The organism is Bradyrhizobium sp. WYCCWR15520 (genome assembly GCF_056174665.1).
The window spans coordinates 19781-38152 of the sequence record NZ_JBWBWM010000021.1; the positions used below are offsets into that span (position 1 = coordinate 19781).

General features: G+C 63.8%; 20 protein-coding genes and 1 tRNA gene. 14 read left to right on the forward strand and 7 right to left on the reverse strand.

Annotated features, from left to right (window positions below):
- Positions 1-66 precede the first annotated feature (66 nt).
- Together AC0QUY_RS23765 and AC0QUY_RS23770 are read right to left on the reverse strand one after the other, a co-directional pair.
- Positions 67-411 (reverse strand): helix-turn-helix domain-containing protein, encoded by a 345-nt coding sequence (locus AC0QUY_RS23765; RefSeq protein WP_475388651.1) that lies wholly within the window; start codon positions 409-411, stop codon positions 67-69.
- 571 nt (positions 412-982) lie between these two features.
- A tRNA-Pro gene (locus AC0QUY_RS23770) sits at positions 983-1059 on the reverse strand.
- Positions 1060-1128: 69 nt separating this feature from the next.
- On the opposite strand from AC0QUY_RS23770, the gene AC0QUY_RS23775 reads away from it, so the two are divergent.
- The 4 genes from AC0QUY_RS23775 to AC0QUY_RS23790 are packed head-to-tail and all read left to right on the forward strand — an operon-like array spanning position 1129 to position 4628.
- On the forward strand, positions 1129-2121 hold the full coding sequence (locus tag AC0QUY_RS23775) for an L-threonylcarbamoyladenylate synthase (RefSeq protein ID WP_475388653.1): 993 nt from the start codon (positions 1129-1131) through the stop codon (positions 2119-2121).
- Between the two features lie 28 nt (positions 2122-2149).
- The gene (locus tag AC0QUY_RS23780) at positions 2150-3577 is read left to right on the forward strand and encodes an FAD-binding oxidoreductase (RefSeq protein ID WP_161852450.1); all 1428 of its coding nucleotides are present in this window, start codon (positions 2150-2152) and stop codon (positions 3575-3577) included.
- Positions 3578-3588: 11 nt separating this feature from the next.
- On the forward strand, positions 3589-4032 hold the full coding sequence (locus AC0QUY_RS23785) for a GNAT family acetyltransferase (RefSeq protein ID WP_161856449.1): 444 nt from the start codon (positions 3589-3591) through the stop codon (positions 4030-4032).
- 14 nt (positions 4033-4046) lie between these two features.
- A complete protein-coding gene (locus AC0QUY_RS23790; protein ID WP_161852449.1) occupies positions 4047-4628 on the forward strand; it encodes an NUDIX hydrolase in 582 nt (193 codons plus the stop codon).
- A gap of 105 nt (positions 4629-4733) precedes the next feature.
- Here the strand turns inward: AC0QUY_RS23790 and AC0QUY_RS23795 are convergent, their stop codons facing one another.
- On the reverse strand, positions 4734-5498 hold the full coding sequence (locus AC0QUY_RS23795; protein WP_475388654.1) for an SOS response-associated peptidase: 765 nt from the start codon (positions 5496-5498) through the stop codon (positions 4734-4736).
- A 104-nt stretch (positions 5499-5602) separates the two neighbouring features.
- On the opposite strand from AC0QUY_RS23795, the gene AC0QUY_RS23800 reads away from it, so the two are divergent.
- The 5 genes from AC0QUY_RS23800 to AC0QUY_RS23820 all read left to right on the forward strand — a co-directional run bounded on the left by AC0QUY_RS23800 (position 5603) and on the right by AC0QUY_RS23820 (position 8069).
- Complete coding sequence (locus AC0QUY_RS23800; RefSeq protein WP_161852447.1) at positions 5603-6076, forward strand: hypothetical protein; 474 nt, start codon at positions 5603-5605, stop codon at positions 6074-6076.
- Between the two features lie 87 nt (positions 6077-6163).
- Entirely contained in the window at positions 6164-6583 is a 420-nt protein-coding gene (locus AC0QUY_RS23805) for an NUDIX hydrolase (RefSeq protein WP_161852446.1), read from the forward strand.
- A 43-nt stretch (positions 6584-6626) separates the two neighbouring features.
- A complete protein-coding gene (locus tag AC0QUY_RS23810) occupies positions 6627-7004 on the forward strand; it encodes a TIGR02301 family protein (protein ID WP_065727355.1) in 378 nt (125 codons plus the stop codon).
- 6 nt (positions 7005-7010) lie between these two features.
- Positions 7011-7649 carry an HAD family hydrolase gene (locus AC0QUY_RS23815; protein ID WP_475388655.1) on the forward strand — a complete coding sequence of 213 codons (639 nt, stop codon included), beginning with the start codon at positions 7011-7013 and terminating at the stop codon, positions 7647-7649.
- A gap of 153 nt (positions 7650-7802) precedes the next feature.
- Positions 7803-8069 carry a hypothetical protein gene (locus AC0QUY_RS23820; RefSeq protein ID WP_161852444.1) on the forward strand — a complete coding sequence of 89 codons (267 nt, stop codon included), beginning with the start codon at positions 7803-7805 and terminating at the stop codon, positions 8067-8069.
- A gap of 122 nt (positions 8070-8191) precedes the next feature.
- On the opposite strand, the gene AC0QUY_RS23825 is transcribed toward AC0QUY_RS23820, so the two are convergent.
- On the reverse strand, positions 8192-9526 hold the full coding sequence (locus tag AC0QUY_RS23825; protein ID WP_475388656.1) for a dihydroorotase: 1335 nt from the start codon (positions 9524-9526) through the stop codon (positions 8192-8194).
- Positions 9527-9664: 138 nt separating this feature from the next.
- Here AC0QUY_RS23825 and ygfZ point away from each other — a divergent pair, with 138 nt between their 5' ends.
- From ygfZ to AC0QUY_RS23850, 5 genes are all read left to right on the forward strand, one after another.
- Positions 9665-10546 (forward strand): CAF17-like 4Fe-4S cluster assembly/insertion protein YgfZ, encoded by an 882-nt coding sequence (ygfZ, locus tag AC0QUY_RS23830; RefSeq protein ID WP_475388659.1) that lies wholly within the window; start codon positions 9665-9667, stop codon positions 10544-10546.
- Positions 10543-11169 carry a DNA-3-methyladenine glycosylase I gene (locus AC0QUY_RS23835; RefSeq protein ID WP_475388660.1) on the forward strand — a complete coding sequence of 209 codons (627 nt, stop codon included), beginning with the start codon at positions 10543-10545 and terminating at the stop codon, positions 11167-11169. Before ygfZ ends, AC0QUY_RS23835 begins: the two co-directional genes overlap by 4 nt.
- A complete protein-coding gene (locus AC0QUY_RS23840; RefSeq protein ID WP_161852440.1) occupies positions 11166-11777 on the forward strand; it encodes a YfbR-like 5'-deoxynucleotidase in 612 nt (203 codons plus the stop codon). Before AC0QUY_RS23835 ends, AC0QUY_RS23840 begins: the two co-directional genes overlap by 4 nt.
- A 99-nt stretch (positions 11778-11876) precedes the next feature.
- A complete protein-coding gene (locus tag AC0QUY_RS23845) occupies positions 11877-12383 on the forward strand; it encodes a tyrosine phosphatase family protein (protein ID WP_475388661.1) in 507 nt (168 codons plus the stop codon).
- A gap of 175 nt (positions 12384-12558) precedes the next feature.
- On the forward strand, positions 12559-15282 hold the full coding sequence (locus tag AC0QUY_RS23850; RefSeq protein WP_475388662.1) for a DUF2339 domain-containing protein: 2724 nt from the start codon (positions 12559-12561) through the stop codon (positions 15280-15282).
- A gap of 101 nt (positions 15283-15383) precedes the next feature.
- On the opposite strand, the gene AC0QUY_RS23855 is transcribed toward AC0QUY_RS23850, so the two are convergent.
- From AC0QUY_RS23855 to AC0QUY_RS23865, 3 genes are all read right to left on the reverse strand, one after another.
- Positions 15384-17072 carry a methyl-accepting chemotaxis protein gene (locus AC0QUY_RS23855; RefSeq protein ID WP_475388663.1) on the reverse strand — a complete coding sequence of 563 codons (1689 nt, stop codon included), beginning with the start codon at positions 17070-17072 and terminating at the stop codon, positions 15384-15386.
- 185 nt (positions 17073-17257) lie between these two features.
- Positions 17258-17491 (reverse strand): DUF6894 family protein, encoded by a 234-nt coding sequence (locus AC0QUY_RS23860; protein ID WP_475388665.1) that lies wholly within the window; start codon positions 17489-17491, stop codon positions 17258-17260.
- Between the two features lie 200 nt (positions 17492-17691).
- Positions 17692-18294 carry a hypothetical protein gene (locus tag AC0QUY_RS23865; protein WP_475388667.1) on the reverse strand — a complete coding sequence of 201 codons (603 nt, stop codon included), beginning with the start codon at positions 18292-18294 and terminating at the stop codon, positions 17692-17694.
- Positions 18295-18372 lie beyond the last annotated feature (78 nt).

The following is an 18372-nucleotide window of genomic DNA, read 5'->3' on the forward strand; positions in this document are numbered from 1 at the left end:
CTCCCTAGGGGAATCGAACCCCTGTTTCAGCCTTGAGGGCAGTGCCCTATTAGCTTTCTTCTCCTTCTACCTTTTGGCACCCTTTTCAACGAGCTTTGCGGATTTCCGCTCAGACCTTTTCTTTCGGCCAGCAACAAGGGGTTTGGGCGGCCGCTCTTTTGGAGCAGGCTTCACAAAAAGATCTGCGAGGTCGATCGAAAGCGCCTTAGCTAGACGCTCCAACACCTCGATTGTCGGGTTTTCGGCGGCCCGCTCTACACTGCTGACGTACGTCCGATTCACCGTTGCATCAACGGCAAGTTGCTCCTGCGATAGGTTGCGGCTAACGCGCCATCTTCGTAGATTCCAAGCAAGCCGGCGTCGTGCATCCATGGGCATGATGCCACCACCGCGCACCGCACAAATCAACATTCTATAGGCTACATATTGTGAAGCCTATAAATACACGACTTATGGCCGACATTTTATCCACACGCGAACCGCTGGGAAGCAGTTGCCGAACTCTGCATCCGAACTCGATCACGGGATTGCGCAAGAGTCGGAGGGCGGAACAGTGTGCCCGGGACTATCATTGCCGAGAGAGCCGAAAGCGTTCTTAAGCGCACGGCCTGAACCGCCCCCCGGGACCGACAAAATCTCAAGTTGTGCGTTGCAAACACGTTCATTCCCGGTCTTCTTTTGTTCCCGGTTTGAAGTTTAGATTTGGATCTGCGTTGCAGATTCGAAGCTGCTGTTCCTAGAGCTGGCAAATGTTGGGTCATGAAGTTGACTCGAATAGGTTTTTTGGGTGCACTGCCCGCTGGTGATAATCGCTGTTCCACGCCTGTCAGGGGCAAAAAGGCGTCAAATCGTAGGCGGTGCAAAGATACCGCCTGCTAAAGGCTTTAAAAAGGGGTGATTTTGGCTCTCAGCTTAGGTCACGAGTTCGAGAGGTGAAACTCTACCTTGCGTTAACCATCTGATTCTATTGAAGAATTTGCGTTGGTCGGAGTGGCAGGATTCGAACCTGCGACCCCTGCGTCCCGAACGCAGTGCTCTACCGGGCTGAGCCACACTCCGACTTGGAACGCGGCTTATAGCCTTGGGTTTCGGCGACCGCAAGCAGCCGAATTAAGGAAATTAATCACAGTGAATGTTGGCCTGAAAACCCAGATTTTGCCCGCCGGCGAGACCGCCGTGGTGGCTGCCGCGCGCGCGCTGGCGGCAGGCGGGCTGGTCGCGTTCCCGACCGAGACCGTCTACGGCCTCGGCGCCGACGCCACCAATCCGGCCGCGATCGCCCGCCTCTACCAGGCCAAGGGCCGGCCGGCCTTCAACCCGCTGATCGCCCATGTCGGTGATATCACCGCCGCGCGACTGATCGCCCGTTTTGACGCCGCGGCGGCGGCGCTGGCCGAAGCGTTCTGGCCCGGTCCGCTGACGCTGGTGCTGCCGAAGACGGAAGATTGCGCGGTCGCTGATCTCGCGACCGCGGGCCTTGATACGGTCGCGGTCCGCATCCCTGCCCACAGGATCGCACGCGACATTCTGCGCGTGTTCGGCGGCCCGGTGGTGGCGCCATCCGCGAACATTTCGGGCCACGTCTCGCCGACCGCGGCCGCCCATGTGCAGAGCGACCTCGCAGGGCGGATCGACCTGATCGTCGACGGCGGCGCGGTCGAGGTCGGCGTTGAATCGACCATCGTCGGCTGCTTTGGGGAGCCGATGCTGCTGCGACCCGGCGGCCTGCCGCGCGCCGAGATTGAGCGCGTGCTCGGCCGCGCCCTTGCGCAGCCGCCGGCGGATGCCGAGAGCGACAACGGGCAGCCGCTGGCACCGGGCATGCTGGCCTCGCACTACGCACCGCGCGCGCGCGTCCGGCTGAACGCGGTCGGGCTCGAGCCCGGCGAAGCATTGCTCGCGTTCGGGCTCGGAGCAATTTCGGGAATTGACGCCGCCTCTCACGTGATGAATCTGTCGGAGCGCGGCGATCTCGACGAGGCCGCCGCCAACCTGTTCGGCCATCTTCGCGCGCTCGACGCCAAGGGGGCGCGCACCATCGCAGTGATGCCCATCCCGGACGAGGGATTGGGCGAAGCCATTAACGACCGGCTGCGCCGCGCAGCAGTCGGCCGAGAATGAATGGGCGAGAATGAAAGAGAAAAAGAAAATGAATGTCGTCCAGAATTCCGTGCCGCCGCTTCCCGCCGAGCTGATCGCAAAATTCCGCGCCATCGTTGGCGACAAATATGCGGTGACCGATGCGGCCGATATTGCGCCCTACGTCACCGAGGAACGCGACCTGTTCCACGGCCGCTCGCCGCTGGTGCTGCGGCCCGGCTCGACGGCGGAAGTGTCCGCAATCTGCAAGCTCGCCAGCGAGCACAAGATTGCCCTGGTGCCGCAGGGCGGCAATACCGGCCTCGTCGGCGGCCAGACCCCGCACAATGGCGAGGTCGTCGTCTCGCTGCGACGGCTGGACAAGATTCGCGAAATCGATCCTGCCTCCAACACCATGACCTGCGAAGCCGGCGTCGTGCTGCAAATCGCGCAGCAGCGCGCGGCCGAGGTCGATCGCCTGTTCCCGCTGTCGCTCGGCGCGGAAGGAAGCTGCACCATCGGCGGCAATCTCTCCACCAATGCCGGCGGCACCGCTGCGCTCGCCTATGGCGTGGCGCGCGAGATGGCGCTCGGGCTGGAAGTCGTGCTGGCCGACGGCCGCATCCTAAACGGATTGTCAAAACTGAAGAAGGACAATACCGGCTACGATCTGCGCAACCTCTTCATCGGCGCCGAGGGCACGCTCGGCATCATCACCGCGGCGACGCTAAAACTGTTTCCGAAGCCGCACGCGGTGGAGACCGCCTATGTCGGCCTTCAATCTCCGGCGCAGGCGCTCAAACTGTTGTCAATTGCGCAGAACGAGGCCGCCGGCAGCCTGACCAGCTTCGAATTGCTGGCCGATATCGCCGTCGATTTCAGCTTGCGTCACGGCATCGACATCCGCGATCCCCTCACGACCAAGCACCCCTGGTACGTGTTGATGGAATTGTCGTCCTCGCGCGACGACGCCAGTGCCGCGCTGGAATCGATCCTCGCAAAAGGCATGGACGAAGGCATCGTCGACGACGCCGTGATCGCGGCTAGCCTGACGCAGCGCGCCGGATTCTGGAAACTGCGCGATGAAATGTCGGCGGCGCAGAAGCCGGAGGGCGGCTCGATCAAGCACGATATCTCGGTGCCGGTTGCCGCGGTCCCTGCGTTTATCGAAGAAGCCAATGCGGCCGTCGTGAAATTGATCCCCGGCTCGCGGCCGGTGCCGTTCGGCCATCTCGGCGACGGCAACATCCACTACAATGTCAGCCAGCCGGTCGGTGGCAACACCGCCGACTTCATGTCGCGCTGGCATGAGGTCAACGAAGTCGTGTTCGAGATCGTGCTGCGGATGGGCGGATCGATATCGGCCGAGCACGGCATCGGCGTGCTCAAGCGCGATGAACTGCCCGACGTGAAAGACAAGGTCGCGATCGAGCTGATGCGCGGCATCAAGGCGATGCTCGATCCTCTCGGCATTATGAATCCTGGGAAGGTGCTGTGACTGCGCCTGCAATGAAGACAACGCCCGCGCTCGCGATCGCGGACATCGTGGACGCTGACGTTGCGACCGTAATCGCGCTGTGGCAGGCCTGCGGCCTGACGCGACCCTGGAACGATCCCGCCGCTGACATTGCCCTCGCCCGTCGCGGACCGCATTCGACCGTGCTGATCGGCCGCGACGGTGGCGCGATCGTCGCCACCGCGATGGTCGGCCATGACGGCCACCGCGGCTGGGTCTATTACGTCGCCACCGATCCCGATCGCCGCGCGAAGGGCTATGGCCGCGCCATTATGAATGCGGCCGAGGACTGGCTGCGCGCCGCTGGGGTACCGAAACTGCAATTGCTGGTGCGCCCCGAAAACTCCGGCGTTGCCGCGTTCTACCAGTCGATCGGCTTCGGCGAGCAGAAGATCTTGTTCTTCACCAAATGGCTCGACGGCCGCGAGCCGCGGTGAGCTGAAGGATTTTCATGACCATTTCCGATCGTGTCCGCGTCAAGAACATCAACGTGCTCTCCGACCGGCATTACCGGTTGAACGAAGTCGAGTTCGAGTATCGCCGCGGCAGCGGCGAGTGGCAGACGATGAAGCGCGAAGTGTTCGACCGCGGCCATGCCGCGGCGCTGCTGGCGTATCGTGTCGCAAGTCGCACCGTCGTGCTGACGCGCCAGTTCCGCCTGCCGACCTACCTTGCCGGCTACGACGAGCTGATGATCGAGGCCGCGGCCGGCATGCTCGATGACGCTTCACCGGAGGAGCGCATTCGCGCCGAGGCCGAGGAAGAAATCGGCTATCGGCTCGGCGAGGTCCGCAAGATCTTCGAAGCCTTCATGAGCCCGGGCTCTGTCACCGAGAAACTGCACTTCTTCGTCGCCGAATATGAAGCCGCGATGCGCATCGGTGACGGCGGCGGCCTCGTCGAGGAAGGCGAGGACATCGAGGTGCTCGAATTGCCGATCGACCAGGCGCTCGCGATGATATCGGACGGCCGCATCGTCGACGCGAAGACCATCATGCTGTTGCAATACGCGGCGCTGAATATTTTTAAGTAAGGGCCGTAGGGTGGGCAAAGCGCAGCGTGCCCACCATTGCGAGCGGAATTACGCGGTGGAAATGGTGGGCACGCTGCGCTTTGCCCACCCTACAGAACTGATGCCTCAAAACAACGAGCCCTGCCCGTCATCCTCCGGCGCCACCGATGCCGCCTTGCGCGGCGCGGCCTTCTTCGGCTTCGGCTCCTCCGCGGCCCGCTGCTCGTCGGTGATCGGCAGCAGCAATTGCGCGTCGTCATTGACGACACGGTTGACGCGGGTGGAAATCTCGTGCCAGGCGAATTCGCCCTCGGCCGGCCCGCGCAATAGCGGCATCACGTCGTTGGCGTCATTGGTCCGGCCGTCGAGCCAGCGCTCGAACGCTTCGGGCGCGATCGTCACGGGCACGCGATGATGCAGCGTGGCGAGATCGCGGCTGGCAGGCGCGGTGACGATGGCGACGCTGTCAGTCTCCTCGCCGTTCGGCCCCATCCAGGTCTCCGCGAGCGCGGCAAAGCCGACCGGATGGCCGTCGCGTCGGTGGATGAAGAACGGCCGCTTGCGTCCATCAGCATCCTGCCATTCGTAATAACCGTCGGCCGGGATCAGGACGCGCCGCCGCTTGATCGCGTTCTTGAACGCGGGCTTGTCGAGCACCGTCTCGGAGCGCGCGTTGATCAGGAGGGTAAATTTACGAGGGTCTTTGACCCAGGCCGGCACCAGCCCCCAGCGCATCAGCCGAAAATGGCGGCCGCCATTTTCCAGAATGACCACCGGAACAGGTTGAGTCGGCGCGATATTATACCGCGGCGGGAAATTAGGTTGCTCGATATAGCCGAAGATCTGCCGAAGCGCCGCCGGCGGCGAGGTAATGACGAAACGTCCGCACATTATCTGACCAACATAAGCTTCCGTTTAATGGGTGTTAACCCACCATGTTAACAGTGGAACGGATGAATGCTACGGCCGCCACAGAAGTGCGATCCGATCGCCCGATGCCGCCACCGACGACGGTCCGTATAGACGAGGCCCGTGCGGAGCAATTGCGTGCGGCCAACATCAATCCCCGCACCGGGCTCGCCACCGACTATCTGAATCATTTCAACGAAGCCATCATGCTGCTCGAAATGGTTCCGGACATGCCGGAATGCGCGGAGGATTTTCTCACATGGACGCCACTGTCCTACGCCGAGCATTTCTGGGCCTCCAACTTCAAGGCCCGCGACCTCGCGATCGAGGCCTATGAATGCGCCGACCCCAAGGTCCGGGCCGATTTCGACAAGCTCACGGCTACCATGACCTCGATTCTGTCAGCGGTGGGCAAGGCGATGCGTGAAGCCCAGCAGGACAAGACCCGCTCCACGCTGGCCGAGCAGGCCACCGCCTGGGTCAAGCCGCTGGTGGCGCTGGCTGGCGGCGTCATCAACGGCAATTCCGATACCGACATCGAATCCGCGCTGACGAACTAAGCCGCCTGGCTCCAGCCGCTGCAATTAGACCTGCGCAGACCGATCGGGCATGATCGTTCCACAGGAACCTGCTTACCGGACCGTCCCTTGACCTCGCCTGTCCATCCGACCCGCCCCCAGCTCGCCGTCAGCGGCGCGATTTTTCGCGACGGCAAGGTGCTGCTGGTCCGCCGCGCCCGCTCACCCGGCAAGGGTTTTTACTCGCTCCCCGGCGGCCGGGTCGAATTCGGCGAATCCCTGCACGCGGCGCTCCACCGAGAGGTGGACGAGGAAACGGGGCTCAGAATCGAGATTTTGGGCCTGGCCGGCTGGCGCGAGGTGCTGCCAGGAGCCGGCGGCGGCGGGCACTATCTGATCATGTCATTCGCGGCGCGCTGGACGGCCCGGGAGCCGGTCCTGAACGACGAGCACGACGATTTCAAATGGCTGGCCCCCGATGGGCTTGGCGACCTCAAGGTCACCGGCGGCCTTCTGGAGGTCATCGAGGCCGCCCGGAAGCTCGTCTAGACGCCTTGCCTCGGGCGTCCCGAGGGGGCATATCGGCCCTCAGATGCTAAAACACGCCCTCGCCGCCCTTATCCTGATTTCGGCATGCCATCTGGCCCCGGCGCGGGCCCAGGATGCGGCCGCGCCATTTGACGGCGACCTGCAGCGGCTGGCCGAGATACTCGGCACCCTGCACTACCTCCGGGGCATTTGCGGCGCCAACGAAGGGGCGAAATGGCGCAACGAAATGCAGGCCCTGATCGACGCCGAAACCCCCTCCGGCGACCGCCGCGCCCGCATGATCGCCGGCTTCAACCGCGGCTATAACGGTTTTCAACAGACCTACCGGACCTGCACACCCGCAGCTTCGGTCGCGATTCGCAGGTATATTGAGGAAGGTTCAAAGATCTCGCGCGACCTCACCGCGCGCTACGCGAACTGAGGGCCCATGGACGCGATCTATTTCGACCTCGACGGAACGCTGACCGATCCGAAACTGGGCATCACCCGCTCGATTCAGTATGCGCTGCAACGGCTCGATCATCCAACGATCCCGACCGCCGACGATCTGACCTGGTGCATCGGCCCGCCGCTGCGCTCGAGCTTTGTCAGATTGCTCGGCGGCGATCATTCCGCCGACCGCGCGGTGGCGCTCTACCGTGAGCGATTTTCCGACATCGGCCTCTATGAGAACGGCGTCTACGACGGGATCGACGAGGTGCTGACGGCGCTCCGTGCGTCCGGTTACCGGCTGTTCGTCGCCACCAGCAAGGCGCACGTGTTCGCCGAGCGCATCATCGACCATTTCGGATTGCGCAAGCACTTCGAGCGCGTGTTCGGCGCCGAGTACGACGGCACCCGCGCCGACAAATCGCATCTGCTGGAATACGCGTTGAAAGAAGTCGGCGTCGATCCGTCCAAAACCCTGATGATCGGCGATCGCAGCCACGACATGGTCGGCGCGAAAAACAACGGCATGAAGGGCATCGGCGTGCTGTACGGCTACGGCAGCCGCGACGAATTGCTGGGCGCCGGCGCGCACCATGTTTGCGCGACGCCGGGCGCGATTCTCGGCTGCATTTCCTGAGCTCAGCGACCTCATGGAACCGTCGCCGCAAATATCAGCAGCGCCGTTAACCTTTCCTAAAGATGTGGCCTAGGCGCGCCGGCACCGCGTGCTACAGCTTATCGCGTTAGGATGCGTTCCGCCCTGGTTCGCGCGCAGATTTCGTTGAGCTTCATGAGCCGCCCAGCCACCTTCCCGCTCGCCCGCGACCCGCTTCCCGACCACGAACAGAAGCAGACTGCGCTCGGTTACCTTAGCGAAGCCTGGGCGGAAGCGCGGCACGACGGCGTCGATGGTGATTGCCTGGCGCAGGCGAGCCTGTTCGCGGCGCTGGCCGAGCTGGTCTCGACCTATGGCGAGGATGCGGTGGCGAAATTCACGGAAGGTCTGTCCGCCCGCGTGCGCAACGGCGAGTTTTCGCTGGCGTTGGCGAAGCAGTGAGAGGGTCGCTAAAGCTCCCACCGTCATTGCGAGGAGCGATAGCGACGAAGCAATCCACCCATCCGTTATGCCGAGCCGTGGATTGCTTCGCTGCGCTCGCAATGACGGGGTGAGATCCTGCCCTACGCCTTCAACGTCTCCAGGAACCGCACCGGCTCGCCGGTGGACGGCGTCGTCACCTCGCCCTGCCACATCACGCGCTTGCCGCGGACGAAGGTGCCGACCGGCCACCCGGTGACGCGGACGCCGTCATAGGGCGTCCAACCCGCGCGCGAGGCCACCCATTTGTTGGTGATGGTCTCGGTTCGCTTCAGATCAACGACGGTGAAATCGGCGTCATAGCCGGCCGCGATGCGGCCCTTGCAGGCAATGTTGAACAGCCGCGCGGGACCCGCGCTGGTGAGATCGACGAAACGCGCCAGCGATAGCCGCCCGGCATTGACGTGATCGAGCATCAACGGCACCAGCGTCTGCACCCCGGTCATGCCCGAGGGCGAAGCCGGATAGGTCTTCGCCTTCTCCTCCAGCGTATGCGGCGCGTGGTCGGAGCCCAGGACGTCGATGATGCCCTGCTCGATGCCATACCAGATGCCTTCGCGGTGATCGGCCGAGCGCACCGGCGGGTTCATCTGGGCTAGCGTGCCGAGCCGCTCATAGCATTCCGGCGCGGCCATCGTCAGATGATGCGGCGTCGCCTCGCAGGATGCGACGTCCTTGTGGTCGCGCAGATACTCGATCTCCTGCTTGGTCGAGATGTGCAGGACGTGGATACGCTTTCCCGACTCGCGCGCCAGATTGACCAGTCGCTGGGTCGCCATCAGCGCCGCGGTCTCGTCCCGCCATATCGGATGCGAGCGCGGATCGCCCTCGACGCGGATCGGCTTGCGATCGTTGAGGCGGTATTCGTCCTCGGCGTGAAAGGCGGCGCGGCGGCGGATCACCTGGAATATGCGCCGCAGGCTTTCGTCGTCCTCGACCAACAGCGCGCCGGTGGAGGAGCCGATGAACACTTTGACGCCGGCGCAACCCGGAGCGCGCTCCAGTTCAGGCAGATGGTTCACATTCTCGCGGGTGCCACCGATAAAGAAGGCAAAATCGCAATGCATGCGATGGTGGCCGGCCTTGATCTTGGCGGTGAACGTCTCCTCGGTGACCGTCAGCGGATTGGTGTTCGGCATCTCGAACACCGCGGTGACGCCGCCCATCACGGCGCTGCGCGAGCCGGTCTCGAGGTCTTCCTTGTGCGTCAGCCCCGGCTCGCGGAAATGCACCTGCGTATCCATCACGCCAGGCAGGATGTGCAGCCCCTTGCAGTCGATGGTCTCGGCGGCGGAAGCCTGTCCGAGCCCGCCGATCGCCGCGATCCGGCCATTGGAAATGCCGATGTCGCGGACGCCCTCGCCGTCCTGATTGACCACGGTGCCGGATTTTAGAATGGTATCAAATCGTTGATTCATCGGTCCTCGACGCCCGCTTTAAGGCTCTCGTGCAGGGCTTGTTGGCGGCACCTTAGCGCCTTAACTTCGCATGGGATATCCATCACCTATGTTTTCCCAGGAACTTCAAAAACACGTCAAAAGAGGCCGATTTAGCTTATGAAAGCAGCGTTTCTTCCAGACCGGGGCGTGGTCAAGGTGAGCGGCGAGGATGCCCGCAACTTCCTCAACGGCCTCATCACCACCGACGTCTCGCTGCTTCAGCCCGGGCACGGCCGGTTCGGCGCGCTGTTGACGCCGCAGGGCAAGATCACGTTCGACTTCCTGATCACGGCAGCCCCGCCCGGCCATGGCGGCGACTTCCTGATCGATGTCCCTCGCGCGCTGGCGCAGAACCTCACTGACAAGCTCGGCTTCTACAAGCTGCGCGCCAAGGTCGCGGTGGAGAACATCTCCGACAGCATGGGCGTGGTGGCGGCCTGGGACGGCGAACCCGCGATGAAGCCCGATCTGGCTTTTGCCGATCCGCGGCATGAAGCTCTCGGCTGGCGCATTCTCGTACCCGAAGATCTCAAGCAGAAGGCCGCCGACCTGATCGGCGCCGATCTCGTCGGCAGCGACGCCTACGAGGTGCATCGCATCGCGCTGGGCGTGCCGCGCGGCGGGCTCGATTTCATGTACAGCGACGCGTTCCCGCATGAGACCAACATGGACCGTCTGCACGGCGTCGATTTCGACAAGGGCTGCTATGTCGGCCAGGAAGTGGTGTCGCGGATGCAGCATCGTGGCACCGCGCGGACTCGGATCGTGCGGATCACGCTTGAAGATTTTTCACCTGAAACCGGTGTCGCCGTTCTCGGCGGCGACAAGCAGGTCGGCACCATGGGATCGACCGCCGGCGGCCACGGCCTCGCGCTGGTCCGGATCGATCGCGTTGCGGATGCGCTCGATGCCGGAATTTCGTTGACTGCCGGCGGCCTTGCGATCCGGCTGACCGATCCGAACGAGATTCGCGTCCCGCCGAAGCAGACCGTCGCATGAGCAAATCTGCGCGCCTGCACCCTGACGGCAAGATGCGGTGCCCGTGGCCCGGCGAAGATCCGTTCTACATGGCCTACCACGACACCGAATGGGGCGTTCCTGAGTATGACGACCGTGCGCTGTACGAGAAGCTGATCCTCGACGGCTTCCAGGCCGGACTGTCGTGGATCACGATCCTGCGCAAGCGCGAAAACTTCCGCAAGGCGTTCGACGATTTCCAGCCGGAAAAGATCGCGCGCTACAGCGACAAGAAAATCCACGCCCTGATGAACGATGCCGGCATCGTGCGCAACCGCGCCAAGATCGAAGGCGCCGTCAACAGCGCCAAGGGCTATTTGAAGATCATGGAGGAAGGCGCGGGCTTCTCCAAATTCCTGTGGGACTTCGTCGACGGCAAGCCCGTCGTCAACCAGTTCAAGACCACCGCGAGCGTGCCGGCCTCGACGCCGCTCTCGATCAAGATCTCCAAGGAGCTCGGCGCGCGCGGCTTCAAATTCGTCGGTCCGACCATCGTCTACGCCTTCATGCAGGCCACCGGCATGGTCAACGACCATCTGGTCACCTGCTTCTGCCACGAGACCTGCAGCGGCAAACTCCGCAAGCCCCGCCTCAAGGCCAAATGACGCCGCGAAAATCGTCCCAAGTCGCCACCCGGGCCTGGCAGCGGATGCTGTCGGGGCGGCGGCTCGATCTGCTCGATCCCTCCCCGCTCGATATCGAGATCGCCGACATCGCCCATGGCCTGGCGCGCGTGGCGCGTTGGAACGGGCAGACCAGCGGCGCGCATATTTTCTCTGTGGCGCAGCACACGCTATTGGTCGAAGCCGTGATGCGCGAGCAGATGCCGCGCGTCGATGCCCGCTTCCGCCTCGCCGCGATGCTCCACGACGCTCCCGAGTATGTCATTGGCGACATGATTTCGCCGTTCAAGGCCGTGCTCGGCGGCGACTACAAGGTGGTGGAGAAACGGCTGCTGGCGGCGATCCATATTCGCTTCGGCCTGCCGCCGACGATCGCCGACGAAATCACCAAAGCCATCAAGGCGGCCGATCGCGGTGCAGCGTATCTCGAAGCCACCCATCTCGCAGGATTTTCGGTCAGTGAAGCGAAGCGCCTGTTCGGACGGGATCCCGGCCTGCCCGAGGCCACGGTGCGCGACTACCTGACGCCGTGGACCGCGGCCCGGGCAGAGAAGCAGTTTTTGGCGCGATTTACGCTGCTGCTTGGTTGATCGCCGCCCGCAAACCTGCTTTCACCGCCCCGCTCGCGGGCCTATAATTGCGTAATTGCGCCAAAAGAAACCTACCAGGGAACGCTTCGCAGGATCACCATGCTTCACGTCTGTTCGCTTGCCGCACTTCCGGAGACCGTCAGGGCAACCGGCGCCAGCCACATTCTGACCGTGATGGCCAATGTCGATCAGGTGCTGCGCCCCGCTTCGATACTCGAGGCCAACCATCTGCGGGTGTCGATGGACGACATCACCGAACAGATGGATGGCTTTGTCGCGCCGTCGGAGCAGCATATCGAGAGGGTCTTGAACTTCGTCCGAGGCTGGGACCGCAGCGCGCCGATGGTGGTGCATTGCTATGCCGGCATCAGCCGCTCGACGGCGAGCGCCTTTGCCGCCGCCTGCGCGCTCAATCCGCACCGCGACGAGATCGAGATCGCCCAGCAAATTCGCGCCCGTTCGCCGATCGCTTCCCCTAACCGGCTGATCGTCAGCCTCGCCGACAGGGCGCTCGGGCGCGAGGGGCGGATGCTACGCGCGCTGGACGAAATGGGCCCGGGCAGCATGACGGTCGAAGGCCGGCCATTCCGGCTCGATCTGGAATAGAGCCTGTGCGCTCCTGCAGGATATGGCACGAAAATGCCATATCCTTTGCTGCGAAGCGTGCGACATTGCCTCACGGGCTTGATTTGAACTTTTAGCGGACAACGACGCACACAGGATTGCAACCGGGCTGCGGACGTGGCCGGTTAACGCTCTGACGCGCCCGCCTGGAGGCCCGATGTTCGACGACCCCTTCGTTTTCTTCGCGCTCGTGATCGCGATCGTCGCTTTGATTTTCGCGCGAAAGGCCATGAACCAGGTAGCGGAGTTGCGCCAGCGTCTGGACGCGATCCAGACGGCGCCGGCGGCCGCCGCCGCTGCGCCCGTGCCTCCACCGCTCACGCCATTTCAAGCATTCGAGCAGACCCTGCCGCCGGCTTCGACCGGGGCCACCGCTCCAACACCGCCACCCATTCTTCCCGAGGTCGAATCCATCGCGCCCGTTGCTCCCCCCGAACTTCCGGCACAAGCCGCAGGCGGCGCGACGCCCCCGCCGCCACCGCTGCCGCAACCCGACCGCGGCTTCGAAGAAACGATCGGCACCCGCTGGGTGGTGTGGGTCGGCGGGCTGACGCTGGCGCTCGGTGGCTTCTTCATGGTCCGCTATTCGATCGAGGCGAACCTGCTCAGCAACGAAATCCGCACGGCACTCGGCGGTCTGTTCGCGCTGGCCCTGCTGTTGGCCGGCGAATGGACGCGCCGCAAGGAGAGCGTGTCTTCCATTGCCGCGCTGCCGATTGCCAATATCCCGGCGATCCTGACCGCCGCCGGAACGGCCGTGGCGTTTGCCACGGTGTACGCAGCCTACGCGCTGTACGGCTTTCTGGTGCCCGCCACCGCGTTCATCATGCTTGGGCTGGTGGCGCTCGGCACGTTGGCCGCGGCGCTCCTGCATGGCCCGGCGCTCGCCGGCCTTGGCGTCGTCGGCGCCTTCGTGACGCCGGTCCTGGTCTCGTCCGGCAACGCCGATTACTGGGCGCTCTACATCTATCTCGCCATCGTCACCGCTGCGGCCTTCGGCCTCGCACGCGTCAGGCTATGGCGCTGGCTCGCGGTCACCACCATCGTGTTTGCACTGCTCTGGACCTTCCCGTGCCTGCAATGCGGCCCCTCGATGGTTGGGCCGCATGCGTTCCATGTCCTCGTCGGATTCATTCTTGCCGCGCTGCTCGTGGTGTGCGGTTTCATGTTCGGCCCGCCCGCCGATCAGGGCGAGGTCGAGCCGATCTCGTCCGGCTCGTTGGCGGCGTATTTGCTCGGCGCGACCCTCATCGTGCTGAACAGTTCCCATGCCGACACCGCGATGATCGTGTTCGGCCTGCTGGTGGCCGGCAGCCTCGCGATTGCCTGGCGCAGTGATGCCGCCGCCGGTGCAGTCGGCGCCGCCGCCGCGCTGGTGTTCGTCGTGTTCGCCGAATGGGCCATTCGCGCCAATCCGGACATGCTGGTACTGCCCGGCGGCCCGCTGCAAGGCATCGGGCCGAACGTCACGGACGGATCGGTGTCGCTGCACCTGATCTCGGCCGCGATCTTCGCCACAGGCTTCGGCGTGGCGGGATTCCTCGCGCAGGGACGTTCGATGGGGCCGGTCATACCTGTGATCTGGTCGGCCGCGGCGGTGTTCACGCCGCTGGCGCTTCTGGTCGCGCTCTACGCCCGGATCGCTCATCTCGACCGCTCGATCCCGTTCGCGATCCTCGCCGTGATGCTGGCCGCGGCCTTTGCCGCCGCGACCGAGATCCTCTCCAAGCGCGAGGACCGTCCGGGATTGCCGGCCTCGATCGCGCTGTTTGCAACCGGCACGCTCGCAGCGCTGGCATTGGCGCTGACCTTTGCGCTGGAGAAAGGCTGGCTGACGATTTCATTGGCTTTGATGTCGGCAGGCACCGCCTGGATTTCGACACAGCGGCCGATTCCGTTCCTGCGCGCGCTCGCTGCCATCCTCGCCGGCATCGTGGTGCTGCGGATCGGCTACGAGCCGCGCATCGTAGGCCACGCTGTCGGCACCACGCCGATCTTCAACTGGCTGCTGTGGGGCTACGGCATTCCGGCGGCATCGTTCTGGGCCGGCAGCATCTTCCTGCGCCGAGGCGGCGATGACGGGCCGCTGCGAACGGTGGAGGCGGCAGCGATCCTCTTCACGGTGCTGCTGGCATTCATGGAGATCCGCGACGCCGTCAACAATGGCGATGTGTACAAGCAGAGCGCCGGACTCACCGAAGTCGCGCTGCAGGTCTGCGTTACGTTGGCGATGGCGATCGGACTGGAGCGTCTGCGCATTCGCACCGGCAGCGTTATTCACAATGCCGGCGCGATCCTGCTCACGGCGCTTGCCGGCCTCGCGACCGTGTTCGGACTGCTGCTGCTGGATAACCCGATGCTGCGATGGATCGAAGTCGGCGGCGTCGTCATCAACCTCCTGCTGCTCGGCTACGCCCTGCCCGCCGTGCTCGCGCTGCTGTTGTCCTATGCGGTCGCGGGCCACCGTCCGGTCGCCTACGCCAACACGATCGCGGGAGTGGCGCTCATTCTCGCGCTGGCCTATGTGACGTTCGAGATCAGGAGAATGTACCACGGCCCGGCGATCTCGGTCGGCCCAACCACCGGCGCGGAGCAGTACACCTATTCGATCGCGTATCTCGCGTTCGGCGTCATACTGCTTGGCGTCGGTATTCTCTTCAACTCGCAACGTGCACGCCTGGCGTCCGCGGTGGTGATCGGGCTGACGATCCTGAAAGCCTTCCTGATCGACATGTCGACACTGACCGGCGTCTATCGCGCGCTGTCGTTCATGTGCCTCGGCCTGGTGCTGGTGGCGATCGGTTGGCTGTACCAGCGGATCCTGTTCCGCAGGCAAGCGGCATCGCCGCCGCCTGCGCCGGCTGCTTCCCCGGGAAGCTGATCAACCAGAGCGTTTTCAAGCGAAGTGGCAACCGGTTCGCGTTAGGAAAACGCGTCAAACCAAGAATCCGGAGCTCGTTTCGATATCATCGAAACCGAGCTCTAGGCAGCGCGCACGGACTCGAGGAATTTGGCAACCTCGATCTTGAGACGGTTGCTGTCGCCAGACAGCAACTGCGCCGCCGAGAGAACGTGCGATGAGGCGGTCTCGGTCTCGGTTGCGCCGCGCTGCACGTCGGTGATGTTGGCGGAGACCATCTGCGTGCCCTGTGCCGCCTGCTGCACGTTGCGGGAGATTTCCTGCGTGGCCGCGCCCTGCTCCTCCACGGCAGCCGCGATCGCCGAGGAAATTTCAGACAGCTTTGCGATCGTTCCCGATATCTCCTGGATGGCGTTCACCGAATCCTGTGTTGCCGCCTGGATGCCGGTGACCTGCTGGCCGATCTCGCCGGTCGCCTTCGCGGTCTGTTCGGCGAGCGCCTTAACTTCCGACGCAACGACCGCAAAGCCGCGGCCGGCTTCACCGGCGCGCGCCGCCTCGATCGTCGCGTTGAGGGCGAGCAGATTGGTCTGGCCGGCGATGGTATTGATCAGCTCGATCACGTCGCCGATGCGGACAGCGGCTTTCGACAATTCGCCGACGCGATCGTTGGTCCTCGCGGCCTGGTCCACTGCATCGCTCGCCATCCGCGCGGATTCCTGCACCTGTCGGCTGATCTCGTTGACGGAAGACGCCATCTCCTCGGTGGCGGATGCGACCGACCGAACGTTGGTGGAGGCCTCTTCCGAGGCTGCCGAGACCGTGGTGGCGAGCTCCTGCGCGCGCTCCGCGGTCGAGGTCAGCGTGCCTGCGGAAGCCTCGAGCTCGGTCGAGGCCGAGGAAACGGTTTCGACGATCTCGCCGATCATGGCTTCGAAATTCCGCGTGATGCCGTCGACGCGGCGGCCGCGCTCGATCTTGGCCTCGGCGTCGCGGGCAGCGGCTTCATCGGCTGCCTTCTTGGCGATCAGCGCATCCTTGAACACCTGCAAGGCGTCGGCCATGGCGCCGATTTCGGTCTTCTCGCCGCGGCGTGCCACTTCGGCGGACAGATCCCCGCTTCCGAGCGCCTGCATCGGCTTCACGATGGAAGTAATCCCGCGCGAGAGATCGCGAACCAGATACATGCCGACGCCGACACCGCAGATGACGACGCCTGCGACAATGCCCAGGACGATCCAGAACGCGAAGTTATAACCTTCCGCGGCCTGCCTGGTCGCGGTGTCCGCACCCGCATTGTTGAGGTTGATCGCCTTTTCCAGGAACGCATCGGATTCGGCGGCGATCACCGCAACCTTCTTGGAGATGGCCTCGCTCGCCTCGTGTGGAATCCGCCCGATGCTCTGGCGCGACAGCTCGATGACTTCCTGAACGCCGGTGATGTACCTGTCCCAGGCGCGCGCCCAGTTCTCGTAGATCGAGCGTTCTTCGGGAGTGGAGATCAACGGCTCGTAAGCCTTACGATCTTTCGCAATCCGCTCGAGGATTCCGGCCAGCCGCTTGTCGTTGGCGGCCTTCGCCTCCAGCGTTTCCGCCATCACGTGGGCGCGCAGCGCAACCCGGAACAGGTTGATGTCGGCGCGCAGCTCGCCAAGCACGCGGACGCTCGGCAGCCAGCTCGTGGCGATCTCCACCGTGTGGGCGTTAATCACCTGCATGCTGCGGATTGCCAGCAGCCCCATGCCGGACATTGCGATCAGCATGAATGCGATCACGGCGATGACCTTGGCGCGAATGGTAAGTGCGGACATGGCTGCTCTCAAGCGTTGGAGACAGGCGCCGCTGAATTATGAGGAACTGCCGTCTAATCTTCGATGCGCCGGGAATATTCGGCAACCGTAACGCATCATCTTCCAAGCGATGTTTAACCGGAAGCTCAGTAAAATTACCCGGATGCGTAAAACTACCTGGATACAGGCGCCGTCGCGATGAGGTGCTAACCGACAGATTCGGCGACAAGCCGGATTCTGAATACCGGCTTCTTGGCTTCGTCCAGAAGCTCCATCTGCCATTCGGCATTCTGTTTGAGGCCGCGTGAAAGGCTACCGAGAAGGTTGCCGCAAACCTTGGTCATCTCGGACCAGGCAGCCTCGCGGCTTTCAAATTCGGACCCCTGATCAGACGCGCCGGTGTAGCGACCGTGGCTGATCCGAAAAAAATACAGCGGCATGATTGTTCTCATGTGTTGGACCGCCCCGGCCTTCCCCTGCCGGCCACCACTTCGAACGAGATTCGCTACCAGGACATGAATGCGCCACCCCGTATGACTACGGGTTCGCATTAGCCAATTAGGTGGGGGATGGTAGATGATCCACCGGCTGCACAATGGCCCCCGAGGGGCGGCCGGTCTGCCGTCCCGGTTGCTGGGTGTCAATCGGTCGAGCGGCGCAGCTCCAGCGCGCCCTCGGCCTTGGCCGGCTCCGCCTTCGGTTCGGACTTCACCGGCTCGAGCTTGGCACTCTCGACCGCAGGCGTTTCGACCCGTGTGGTGACTTCGGCGCGTGCATCGGCCGCCGCACGCGACGGCTCCTCCCGGCGATGCAGCGAGCGCGGCCGCGCCACCGAGCGCGCCATCAGCATCTGCGAGGCGCCTTGATGGCGGAAATCGCAATAGGCGAAGCCCATGCCCGAGACCGATCCGCGGAACGAGCGATCGTCACGCTTGTCGAGATTGAAGCACGGCTCGAACGGCAGCCCCTTGATGGAAGCGCAGACGGCCTGGCCGCGAATCTGCAGCGTGTTGCCGGGCAGGCGGACATGGCGAATCGGCCCCGAGCCGCTGAACTGGATGGAACCGGCCGCGCCGAGATCGTCGAGAATGCGACCCGCGCCGCGGGTGCCGTCAAAGCAGGTGAAGGCGAAGACCTTGCCGGACACAAACCTGCGCGCCTCGTCGGCGTTCATCATCCCGGCCATCGCAGGAACGATCATCGCGACTGCCGAAACGGCCCCCAGAACCAAACGCGCAAGCATGCAGCTACTCCAACTTAACAATAGCGCGGGCGCCCGCCTTTACCCCGTGCTTACCATACCAACCGTGGCAACATTGGA

Coding starts and splice junctions, on each gene's coding strand:
- AC0QUY_RS23765 (WP_475388651.1), bottom strand. CDS start 411: ATGTTGATTTGTGCGGTGCGCGGTGGTGGCATCATGCCCATGGATGCA.
- AC0QUY_RS23780 (WP_161852450.1), top strand. CDS start 2,150: ATGAATGTCGTCCAGAATTCCGTGCCGCCGCTTCCCGCCGAGCTGATC.
- AC0QUY_RS23785 (WP_161856449.1), top strand. CDS start 3,589: ATGAAGACAACGCCCGCGCTCGCGATCGCGGACATCGTGGACGCTGAC.
- AC0QUY_RS23790 (WP_161852449.1), top strand. CDS start 4,047: ATGACCATTTCCGATCGTGTCCGCGTCAAGAACATCAACGTGCTCTCC.
- AC0QUY_RS23795 (WP_475388654.1), bottom strand. CDS start 5,498: ATGTGCGGACGTTTCGTCATTACCTCGCCGCCGGCGGCGCTTCGGCAG.
- AC0QUY_RS23800 (WP_161852447.1), top strand. CDS start 5,603: ATGCCGCCACCGACGACGGTCCGTATAGACGAGGCCCGTGCGGAGCAA.
- AC0QUY_RS23810 (WP_065727355.1), top strand. CDS start 6,627: ATGCTAAAACACGCCCTCGCCGCCCTTATCCTGATTTCGGCATGCCAT.
- AC0QUY_RS23815 (WP_475388655.1), top strand. CDS start 7,011: ATGGACGCGATCTATTTCGACCTCGACGGAACGCTGACCGATCCGAAA.
- AC0QUY_RS23820 (WP_161852444.1), top strand. CDS start 7,803: ATGAGCCGCCCAGCCACCTTCCCGCTCGCCCGCGACCCGCTTCCCGAC.
- AC0QUY_RS23825 (WP_475388656.1), bottom strand. CDS start 9,526: ATGAATCAACGATTTGATACCATTCTAAAATCCGGCACCGTGGTCAAT.
- ygfZ (WP_475388659.1), top strand. CDS start 9,665: ATGAAAGCAGCGTTTCTTCCAGACCGGGGCGTGGTCAAGGTGAGCGGC.
- AC0QUY_RS23835 (WP_475388660.1), top strand. CDS start 10,543: ATGAGCAAATCTGCGCGCCTGCACCCTGACGGCAAGATGCGGTGCCCG.
- AC0QUY_RS23840 (WP_161852440.1), top strand. CDS start 11,166: ATGACGCCGCGAAAATCGTCCCAAGTCGCCACCCGGGCCTGGCAGCGG.
- AC0QUY_RS23845 (WP_475388661.1), top strand. CDS start 11,877: ATGCTTCACGTCTGTTCGCTTGCCGCACTTCCGGAGACCGTCAGGGCA.
- AC0QUY_RS23850 (WP_475388662.1), top strand. CDS start 12,559: ATGTTCGACGACCCCTTCGTTTTCTTCGCGCTCGTGATCGCGATCGTC.
- AC0QUY_RS23855 (WP_475388663.1), bottom strand. CDS start 17,072: ATGTCCGCACTTACCATTCGCGCCAAGGTCATCGCCGTGATCGCATTC.
- AC0QUY_RS23860 (WP_475388665.1), bottom strand. CDS start 17,491: ATGCCGCTGTATTTTTTTCGGATCAGCCACGGTCGCTACACCGGCGCG.
- AC0QUY_RS23865 (WP_475388667.1), bottom strand. CDS start 18,294: ATGCTTGCGCGTTTGGTTCTGGGGGCCGTTTCGGCAGTCGCGATGATC.